Below are 10,542 nucleotides of genomic sequence, written 5' to 3' on the forward strand. Positions count from 1 at the left end.
CGCCGTAGCTGCCGGCCCGGCCGCCGGCCCGGCTGCCGCCGCCGAGGAGCAGACCGAGTTCACGGTCATGCTCACCGCCGCCGGCGACAAGAAGATCGAGGTCATCAAGGAGGTCCGCGCGATCACCGGCCTCGGCCTCAAGGAAGCCAAGGACCTCGTCGAGGGCGCCCCGAAGGCCGTCAAGGAGTCGGTCGCCAAGGACGAGGCCGAGAAGCTCAAGGCGCAGCTCGAGAAGGCCGGCGCCAAGGTCGAGCTCAAGTAAGCCGCGATGGGCCGATCCCCGGCCCGTCACCGCGCGGCCGGTTCCCTCGGGAGCCGGCCGTGACCGCAGCCCGCGGGTGTTCGCACCCGCGGGCTGAGGCCGCTTCGGCGGCCGGCGGACCCTGAGACGGGTCCCGGCTCGGAACGAGCCGATCGAGATCATGAATTCGGGTGGCGCGGTCCGGCGGGACGCGAGCCATGGCCCGGCGCGGGAGTCGGCGAGACTTCCCCGGGCGACCAGGACGCGAAGATGGTGGAGCGAGGTCACATGGCCAATACGCTGGTCGGTCGCAAGCGCATTCGGAAGTTCTTCGGCAAGATCAAGGAAGTCGCTGAGATGCCGAACCTCATCGAGGTTCAGAAGGCGTCCTACGACCAGTTCCTGATGATGGACGAGCCCGAGGGCGGCCGCGGCGACGAGGGCCTGCAGAGCGTGTTCCGGGGCGTGTTCCCGATCTCGGACTTCTCCTCGACGGCGCTCCTCGAATTCGTCCGCTACACGTTCGAGCAGCCGAAATACGACGTCGACGAGTGCCGCCAGCGCGGCATCACCTTCGCGGCCCCGCTGAAGGTGACCCTGCGGCTAATCGTGTTCGACGTCGATCCCGACACGGCGGCCAAGTCGGTCAAGGACATCAAGGAGCAGGACGTCTACATGGGCGACATGCCCCTGATGACGGAGAACGGCACCTTCATCGTCAACGGCACCGAGCGCGTCATCGTCTCGCAGATGCACCGCTCCCCGGGCGTGTTCTTCGACCACGACAAGGGCAAGACCCACTCCTCGGGCAAGCTGCTGTTCGCTGCCCGGATCATCCCGTATCGCGGCTCCTGGCTTGACGTCGAGTTCGACGCCAAGGACATCGTGCACGTCCGCATCGACCGGAAGCGCAAACTGCCGGTGACGTCGCTGCTCTACGCGCTCGGGCTGTCCGGCGAGGAGATCCTGTCGACCTTCTACAACAAGGTCGTCTACGACCGGGACGGCGCCGACTGGCGCGTGCCGTTCGACGCCGAGCGGCTGAAGGGCTTCAAGGCCTCGGTCGACCTGATCGACGCCGATTCCGGCGAGGTCGTGCTCGAGACCGGCAAGAAGCTCAACGCCCGCAACGCCCGCCAGATCGCCGAGAAGGGGACCAAGTTCCTCAAGGCGACCGACGAGGACCTGGTCGGCCAGTACGTCGCCGAAGACCTCGTCGACGTGAACACCGGCGAGATCTGGGCCGAGGCCGGCGAGGAGATCTCCGAGAAGCTGCTCAAGAGCCTCGAGGAGGTCGGCGTCGCCGAGATCCCGGTGCTCGACATCGACCACGTCAACATCGGCCCCTACATCCGCAACACCCTCGCCGTGGACAAGAACTCCGCCCGCGAAGGCGCGCTGTTCGACATCTACCGCGTCATGCGCCCTGGCGAGCCGCCGACCCTGGAGACGGCCGAGGCCATGTTCCACTCGCTGTTCTTCGACAGCGAGCGCTACGACCTGTCCGCCGTCGGCCGCGTGAAGATGAACATGCGCCTCGACCTCGACGCCGAGGACACCGTCCGCACGCTCCGCAAGGAGGACATGCTGGCGGTCGTCATGGCGCTCGTCGAGCTGCGCGACGGCAAGGGCGAGATCGACGACATCGACCACCTCGGCAACCGCCGGGTGCGCTCGGTCGGCGAGCTGATGGAGAACCAGTACCGCCTCGGCCTGCTCCGCATGGAGCGCGCCATCCGCGAGCGCATGTCCCAGGTCGACATCGACACGGTGATGCCGCAGGACCTGATCAACGCCAAGCCCGCGGCGGCCGCGGTGCGCGAGTTCTTCGGCTCGTCGCAGCTGTCGCAGTTCATGGACCAGACCAACCCGCTCTCCGAGGTGACGCACAAGCGCCGCCTCTCGGCGCTCGGCCCGGGCGGCCTGACCCGCGAGCGTGCCGGCTTCGAGGTGCGCGACGTGCACCCGACCCATTACGGCCGGATCTGCCCGATCGAGACGCCGGAAGGCCCGAACATCGGCCTGATCAACTCGCTCGCGACCTTCGCGCGGGTGAACAAGTACGGCTTCATCGAGACCCCGTTCCGCCGGGTCAAGGACGGCGTCGTCACCAACGAGGTCTCGTACCTCTCCGCGATGGAGGAGGCGAAGTACTACGTCGCCCAGGCCAACGCGCAGATGGACGAGAACAAGAAGCTCACCGAGGAGCTGGTGGTCTGCCGCCGCGCCGGCGACGTGATCGTCGTCGGGCCGGAGCGCGTCGACCTGATGGACGTGTCGCCGAAGCAGCTCGTGTCGGTCGCCGCGGCGCTGATCCCGTTCCTCGAGAACGACGACGCCAACCGCGCGCTGATGGGCTCGAACATGCAGCGGCAGGCGGTGCCGCTGGTGCGCGCCGACGCGCCGTTCGTCGGCACCGGCATGGAGGCCGTGGTCGCCCGCGACTCCGGCGCCGCCATCGCCGCCCGCCGCTCCGGCATCGTCGACCAGGTGGACGCCACCCGCATCGTCATCCGCGCGACGGAGGAGGCCGACGCCACCAAGCCCGGCGTCGACATCTACCGCCTGCAGAAGTTCCAGCGCTCCAACCAGTCGACCTGCATCACGCAGAAGCCGCTGGTGCGCGTCGGAGAGCCGGTGAAGAAGGGCGAGATCATCGCCGACGGCCCGTCCACCGAGTTCGGCGAGCTCGCGCTCGGCCGCAACGTCCTCGTCGCGTTCATGCCGTGGAACGGCTACAACTTCGAGGACTCGATCCTGCTCTCCGAGCGGATCGTGAAGGATGACGTGTTCACCTCGATCCACATCGAGGAGTTCGAGGTGATGGCCCGCGACACCAAGCTGGGCCCGGAGGAGATCACCCGCGACATCCCGAACGTCTCGGAGGAGGCTCTGAAGAACCTCGACGAGGCCGGCATCGTCTACATCGGCGCCGAGGTCCATGCCGGCGACATCCTCGTCGGCAAGATCACGCCGAAGGGCGAGAGCCCGATGACGCCGGAGGAGAAGCTCCTCCGCGCGATCTTCGGCGAGAAGGCGTCCGACGTGCGCGACACCTCGCTCCGGGTCCCCCCGGGCGTGACCGGCACGATCGTCGAGGTCCGGGTGTTCAACCGCCACGGCGTCGACAAGGACGAGCGCGCCCAGGCGATCGAGCGCGAGGAGATCGAGCGCCTCGCCAAGGACCGCGACGACGAGCAGGCGATCCTGGACCGCAACACCTACGCCCGCCTCTCGGGCGTGCTGATCGGCCAGGCGCCGATCGCCGGGCCGAAGGGCTTCAAGAAGGAGACCACGCTGACGCGTGAGCTCATCAACGAGTACCCGCGCTCGCAATGGTGGCAGTTCGCCGTCGTCGAGGACCGTCTCATGACCGAGATGGAGGCGATGCAGAAGCAGTACGACGAGTCGAAGAAGCGCCTCGAGCAGCGCTTCCTCGACAAGGTCGAGAAGCTGCAGCGCGGCGACGAGCTGCCCCCCGGCGTGATGAAGATGGTCAAGGTCTTCGTCGCGGTGAAGCGCAAGATCCAGCCGGGCGACAAGATGGCCGGCCGCCACGGCAACAAGGGCGTGGTCTCGCGGATCGTGCCGATCGAGGACATGCCGTTCCTGGAGGACGGGACGCATGCCGACATCGTGCTCAACCCGCTCGGCGTGCCCTCGCGCATGAACGTCGGCCAGATCCTCGAGACGCACCTCGGCTGGGCCGCGGCCGGCCTCGGCCGCAAGGTCGGCAAGGCGGTCGACGCCTACCTGAAGAGCCAGGACATCGGCCCGCTGAAGGAGGAGATGCAGGCGATCTACTCCCCGTCGGAGCTGGAAGGCCTGTCGGACGAGGACATGGCCGAGGCCGCCAACAACGTGCGCCGCGGCGTGCCGATGGCGACCCCGGTGTTCAACGGCGCCAAGGAAGCCGACATCGAGACCATGCTGGAGATGGCAGGGCTCGACCGGTCGGCCCAGTCGACGCTCTACGACGGGCGCACCGGCGAGGCCTTCGACCGCAAGGTGACGATGGGCTACATCTACATGCTGAAGCTCCACCACCTCGTGGACGACAAGATCCACGCCCGCTCGATCGGCCCGTACTCGCTGGTCACCCAGCAGCCGCTCGGCGGTAAGGCGCAGTTCGGCGGGCAGCGCTTCGGCGAGATGGAGGTCTGGGCGCTGGAGGCCTACGGTGCGGCCTACACGCTGCAGGAGATGCTCACGGTGAAGTCGGACGACGTGGCCGGCCGCACCAAGGTCTACGAGGCGATCGTCCGCGGCGACGACACCTTCGAGGCCGGCATCCCGGAGAGCTTCAACGTGCTGGTGAAGGAGATGCGGTCGCTCGGCCTCAACGTCGAGCTGACGTCATCCAAGAAGGTCGCCAACGACGCCCTGGAGCCGCCGGCCGACGCGGCCGAGTAGCCGAAACAAGACACCTCCCGTGCCGGCGCCAGCGCCGGCACGGTTCGAGCGGGGAGGGGCGGAGCCTCCGGACGGGCCGACGGCCAGCGGCGCCTTTGAAGGGCGCGGCGCCGAGTTGATTTCAGGACGTGGACGGCGCCGGCGCAGGGCGCGCGTTCCCGTCAAGCAAGGAGCGGATCATGAACCAAGAGGTCATGAACCTTTTCAACCAGCAGGCTCAGCCCCAGAGCTTCGACCAGATCAAGATCTCGATCTCCAGCCCCGAAAAGATCCTCTCGTGGTCCTACGGCGAGATCAAGAAGCCCGAGACGATCAACTACCGGACCTTCAAGCCGGAGCGTGACGGCCTGTTCTGCGCCCGCATCTTCGGGCCGATCAAGGACTACGAGTGCTTGTGCGGCAAGTACAAGCGCATGAAGTACAAGGGCGTCATCTGCGAGAAGTGCGGCGTCGAGGTCACCCTCGCGCGCGTGCGGCGCGACCGCATGGGCCACATCGAGCTCGCCGCCCCGGTCGCCCACATCTGGTTCCTGAAGTCGCTGCCGAGCCGCATCGGCCTGCTGCTCGACATGCCGCTCAAGGATCTCGAGCGGATCCTCTACTTCGAGTCCTACTGCGTCATCGAGCCGGGCCTCACCCCCCTCAAGGAGCGCCAGCTCCTGTCGGAGGAGGAGTATCTGCGCGCCCAGGAGGAGTACGGCGAGGATTCGTTCACGGCGATGATCGGCGCCGAGGCGATCCGGCGCATCCTGCAGGAGCTCGACCTCGACGGCATCGCCGACTCGCTGCGCGAGGAGATCGCCACCACGACCTCCGAGCTGAAGCCGAAGAAGCTCCTGAAGCGCCTCAAGATCATCGAGGCGTTCCAGATGTCGGGCAACAAGCCCGAGTGGATGATCCTGACCGTCGTCCCCGTGATCCCGCCGGACCTGCGCCCGCTGGTTCCGCTCGACGGCGGCCGCTTCGCCACGTCGGACCTGAACGACCTCTACCGTCGCGTGATCAACCGCAACAACCGCCTCAAGCGTCTGATCGAGCTGCGCGCGCCCGACATCATCATCCGCAACGAGAAGCGGATGCTGCAGGAGGCGGTCGACGCGCTGTTCGACAACGGCCGCCGCGGCCGTGTCATCACCGGCGCCAACAAGCGCCCGCTGAAGTCGCTCGCCGACATGCTCAAGGGCAAGCAGGGCCGCTTCCGCCAGAACCTGCTCGGCAAGCGCGTCGACTATTCGGGCCGCTCGGTCATCGTGGTCGGCCCGGAGCTGAAGCTGCACCAGTGCGGCCTGCCGAAGAAGATGGCGCTCGAGCTGTTCAAGCCGTTCATCTACGCGCGCCTCGACGCCAAGGGCTTCTCGGCCACCGTCAAGCAGGCCAAGAAGCTCGTCGAGAAGGAGAAGCCCGAGGTCTGGGACATCCTCGACGAGGTGATCCGCGAGCACCCGGTGATGCTCAACCGCGCGCCAACGCTCCACCGCCTCGGCATCCAGGCGTTCGAGCCGAAGCTGATCGAGGGCAAGGCGATCCAGCTGCACCCGCTGGTCTGCGCCGCTTTCAACGCCGACTTCGACGGCGACCAGATGGCCGTGCACGTCCCCCTGAGCCTCGAGGCTCAGCTGGAGGCGCGCGTCCTGATGATGTCGACCAACAACATCCTGCACCCGGCCAACGGCCAGCCGATCATCGTGCCCTCGCAGGACATCGTGCTCGGCCTGTACTACCTCTCCATCGTCGGCGAGGGCCTGGTCGGCGCGTTCCAGCCCGACCACAAGACCAACCCGATGCAGGGCGTCTACGGCGACATGGGCGAGCTCGAGCACGCCCTGGCCGCCAAGTCGGTGAAGCTGCACTCGAAGATCAAGTGGCGCTGGAAGGGCATCGGCCCCGACGGCGAGCCGCTGACCAAGACCTACGACACCACGCCCGGCCGGGTGATCCTGTCCGGCGCGCTGCCGCTGCACGCCAAGGTGCCCTTCGACGTCGTCAACAAGCTGATGACCAAGAAGGAGATCTCGTCGATGATCGACACCGTCTACCGCCACTGCGGTCAGAAGGAGTCGGTGATCTTCTGCGACCGAATCATGGCGCTCGGCTTCAACCACGCGTTCAAGGCCGGCATCTCGTTCGGCAAGGACGACATGGTCGTGCCGGAGAACAAGTGGACCATCGTCGACACCACGCGCACGCTGGTGAAGGACTATGAGCAGCAGTACAACGACGGCTTGATCACCCAGGGCGAGAAGTACAACAAGGTCGTCGACGCCTGGGCCAAGTGCTCGGACAAGCTCGCCGCCGAGATGATGCTCCGGATCTCGACCGTCCAGAAGGACGACCAGGGCGCCGACAAGCAGATCAACTCGATCTACATGATGAGCCATTCCGGTGCGCGCGGCTCGCCGGCCCAGATGAAGCAGCTCGCGGCGATGCGCGGCCTGATGGCCAAGCCCTCGGGCGAGATCATCGAGACGCCGATCATCTCGAACTTCAAGGAAGGCCTCGACGTGCTCGAGTACTTCAACTCCACCCACGGCGCCCGCAAGGGCCTCGCGGACACGGCGTTGAAGACCGCCAACTCTGGCTACCTGACCCGCCGCCTCGTCGACGTGGCGCAGGATGCGGTCATCCGCGAGGTCGATTGCGGCACCACCAACGGCATCAAGATGCGCGCCATCATCGATGCCGGCCAGGTCGTCGCGACGCTGGCGATCCGCATCCTCGGCCGCGCTACGGCGGAGGATCTCGTCGCCCAGGACGGCACGGTCATCGTCAAGACCGGCGAGACCATCGAGGAGCGCCACCTGCCCGCCATCCAGGCGGCCGGGATCCAGGAGGTGAAGATCCGCTCGGTGCTGGTCTGCCAGACCCGCCAGGGCGTCTGCGCCACCTGCTACGGGCGCGACCTCGCCCGCGGCACGCCCGTCAACATGGGCGAGGCCGTCGGCGTCATCGCGGCGCAGTCGATCGGCGAGCCGGGCACCCAGCTCACCATGCGCACCTTCCACATCGGCGGCGCGGCGCAGATCGCGGATTCGTCCTTCATCGAGTCGAGCTTCGAGGGCACGATCAAGATCCGCAACCGTGCGATCGCCAAGAACTCGGACGGCGACCTGATCGCCACCGGCCGCAACGTGGCGGTGGTGATCGTCGGCGCCGACGGCACGGAGCGGGCGGTGCACCGCCTCCAATACGGCGCGCGCCTGCGGGTCGACGACGGCGACAAGGTCAAGCGCGGCCAGCGCATCGCCGAGTGGGACCCCTACACCCGCCCGATCATCACCGAGACGGACGGCGTGGTGATGTACGAGGACATGGTCGACGGCCAGTCGATCACCGAGACCACCGACGAGTCGACCGGCATCGCCAAGCGCGTCGTCATCGACTGGCGCGGCTCGGCGCGCACCTCGGACCTCAAGCCGGCGATGGTGGTCGTCGATGCCGAGGGCAAGCCGGTCAAGCTGCCGCGCGGCTCGGACGCCCGCTACTTCCTGCCGGTCGACGCCATCATCGGCTACGACCCGGGCGGCTCGGTGAAGGCCGGCGACATCCTCGCCCGCGTCTCCACCGACTCGGCCAAGACCCGCGACATCACCGGCGGTCTGCCGCGGGTGGCGGAGCTGTTCGAGGCGCGGCGCCCGAAGGACGCGGCGATCATCGCCGAGAAGTCGGGCACCATCGCCTTCGGGCGCGACTACAAGAACAAGCGCCGCCTGTCGCTGACGCCGCACGACGGCTCGGAGACGGTCGAGTACCTGATCCCGAAGGGCAAGCACATCCACCTTCAGGACGGGGACGTGGTCGAGCTCGGCGACTACATCGTCGACGGCAACCCGGCGCCGCACGACATCCTGGCGATCAAGGGCGTGGAGGAGCTGGCCGCCTACCTCGTCAACGAGATCCAGGAGGTCTACCGGCTCCAGGGCGTGTCGATCAACGACAAGCACATCGAGGTCATCGTCCGGCAGATGCTGCAGAAGGTCGAGATCACCGACGGCGGAGACTCGGACATCCTGGCGGGCGACCAGATCGACCGCACGGAGCTGACCGAGGTCAACGAGAAGCTCCTTGCCGAGGGCAAGAAGCCGGTCCAGGGCGTCCCCGTCCTGCTCGGCATCACCAAGGCGTCGCTGCAGACGAAGTCGTTCATCTCGGCGGCCTCGTTCCAGGAGACCACCCGGGTCCTCACGGAAGCCGCGGTCAACGGCAAGATCGACCACCTGGAAGGCCTCAAGGAGAACGTCATCGTCGGCTCGCTCATCCCCGCGGGCACCGGCTCGATGGTGGCCGACATCCGCGCGGTGGCACGCCGCCGCGACAGCATGATCCTCCAGCAGAAGGCGTCCGACAGCGGCGCCCGGCCGCTGGGCGAGCTGCCCTCGGCCGCGGCCGAGTAGGCCGCGAAGCGATCCACGACCTGCGAAAGGGCGGCCCGGCGGGCCGCCCTTTTCGTTTCGGGGGCTGGACGATGCCGGCCGAAGGTCGGGGCCGCGGCAAGCGGAACCATGACCTTGGCCGTTCGTTCTGAGATCATGGAACACGTCAAGTCCACAATCCTCACGACCGCCGTGCTCGTTACAGGATTGATCACCGCCGCGCATGTTCTGCATCCGCGCGATCCGGCTTTCGAAACGCGCCGCGGACACCCCGTCGTCGCGTCCGCCGAAGCCGCGACGGCCTGGAGCGATCCGCCGGCGCGCGTGTCGCAGGCCGAGACGGCGGAAGCGACGCTGGCGCGTCCCGCCTCCTTCACCCTCCTGCCCGTCGCGATGACGGCGAGCCTATCGGGGCTCGAGGATCAGCCGCAGGCGCGTCCGGTGCGGAAGGCCGAGCACGTCCATGCCCGCAGGGTGGCGCAGCCCAATGCGAGCGGCCGGCCGGCCGCGGCCCGGATCGAGCAGCAGGCCCCGAGCCCGGTCGCCTCGGCGACGCAGCCGGGCAAGCCGGTGGAGGGCGATCCGATCGGCGACCTGATGAAGGCCCTCGGCCTCAATCGCGACAGCGAGGGCTGACGCACACCTTCACGGCCGGCCCTCGGGCGGACATGAGGATTGCAGGCGGCTTCGGTCGATCCCGCCCCCCGGTGGATCCATTCGCACCGACGTGGGCCGGTTCCTCGCGCGGCCACAGGCAGCGCGGACCTGCGACGGGGTCGTCCGATCCGGCTCGCTCAACGCTTCTTGCCGAGCTCGGTGGCGATGTCCTTGATCATGCGCCCGGCCTTGCGGTGCGCCGTGGTCAGCTGGTCCTGCGTCACGCCCCAGCGCTTCACCCAGTACTCGACCGCTTTCCGCTCGGAGAGATCGAGCCGGTCCTTATCGATGAATCCGCGCTTGTCCTTGAGGCCTGGCATGGTCGCTTTCGAGAACAGGGTCGCCGCCGGGATCGTATCCGCCCGGCATGAGCGACGCAGGGCGGCACGGCGCCGGGGCACGATCCGTCGCGGATGGATCGGGACGACCGGTCGGTCGATGGCGATGTTTCGGCGGTGCGGCGGGACCGGTCAAGGGTTTCACCCTTGACGGGGCATCTCGGACTTCGCCGAAGCCCCGCCGGGTGCCGGAGCCCGGCGCCTGGGCCTCGCGGCGTGCCGAGCGGTGCAAGCGGGCTGCCCGCGCCCCTCGGGCAGCCCTGGCGCCTCTTCGGCTACCAGCCGCCGTAGCCGTGCGGCCGGTCGCAGTGCCAGCGGTCGCCGTATCCGGCGGCGCGATAGCCGTAACCTTCCGCATCCGTCTCGTCGGAGCGCACGACCCGCGTGGTCCGGTAGACCACCTCCTCGTCGTACGCGCGGACGACGCGAGCGGGCCGATAGCGCACCACGGGGCGCGCATCTGCGTAGCCGTAGGCGGGCGCCGCGTGCGCCTCCGCGGCAGCGGCACCGAGGAGTGCGCCAG

5 protein-coding genes and 1 pseudogene are annotated in these 10,542 nt (G+C 67.9%); 4 read left to right on the forward strand and 2 right to left on the reverse strand.

The genetic code is table 11. From position 1 onward, the window contains the following. The 4 genes from rplL to FV223_RS11360 all read left to right on the forward strand — a co-directional run. Positions 1 to 262, forward strand: a 262-nt coding sequence (gene rplL, locus FV223_RS11345) for a 50S ribosomal protein L7/L12 (protein ID WP_147727145.1), incomplete at its 5' end; no start/stop codon positions are given. Between the two features lie 267 nt (positions 263 to 529). Next, the gene (rpoB, locus tag FV223_RS11350) at positions 530 to 4,654 is read left to right on the forward strand and encodes a DNA-directed RNA polymerase subunit beta (protein ID WP_147727146.1); all 4,125 of its coding nucleotides are present in this window, start codon (positions 530 to 532) and stop codon (positions 4,652 to 4,654) included. A gap of 179 nt (positions 4,655 to 4,833) precedes the next feature. Continuing rightward, positions 4,834 to 9,045 (forward strand): DNA-directed RNA polymerase subunit beta', encoded by a 4,212-nt coding sequence (rpoC, locus tag FV223_RS11355; RefSeq protein WP_147727147.1) that lies wholly within the window; start codon positions 4,834 to 4,836, stop codon positions 9,043 to 9,045. Between the two features lie 135 nt (positions 9,046 to 9,180). Next, entirely contained in the window at positions 9,181 to 9,660 is a 480-nt protein-coding gene (locus FV223_RS11360; protein ID WP_147727148.1) for a hypothetical protein, read from the forward strand. Between the two features lie 158 nt (positions 9,661 to 9,818). On the opposite strand, the gene FV223_RS11365 is transcribed toward FV223_RS11360, so the two are convergent. Then, positions 9,819 to 10,001, reverse strand: coding sequence for a DUF3606 domain-containing protein (locus tag FV223_RS11365; protein WP_147727149.1), 183 nt, complete (start codon positions 9,999 to 10,001; stop codon positions 9,819 to 9,821). A 293-nt stretch (positions 10,002 to 10,294) separates the two neighbouring features. Beyond that, positions 10,295 to 10,542, reverse strand: a pseudogene (locus FV223_RS30320) (hypothetical protein); the annotation flags it as partial.

The organism is Methylobacterium sp. WL116 (genome assembly GCF_008039455.1).
GTDB lineage: Bacteria > Pseudomonadota > Alphaproteobacteria > Rhizobiales > Beijerinckiaceae > Methylobacterium.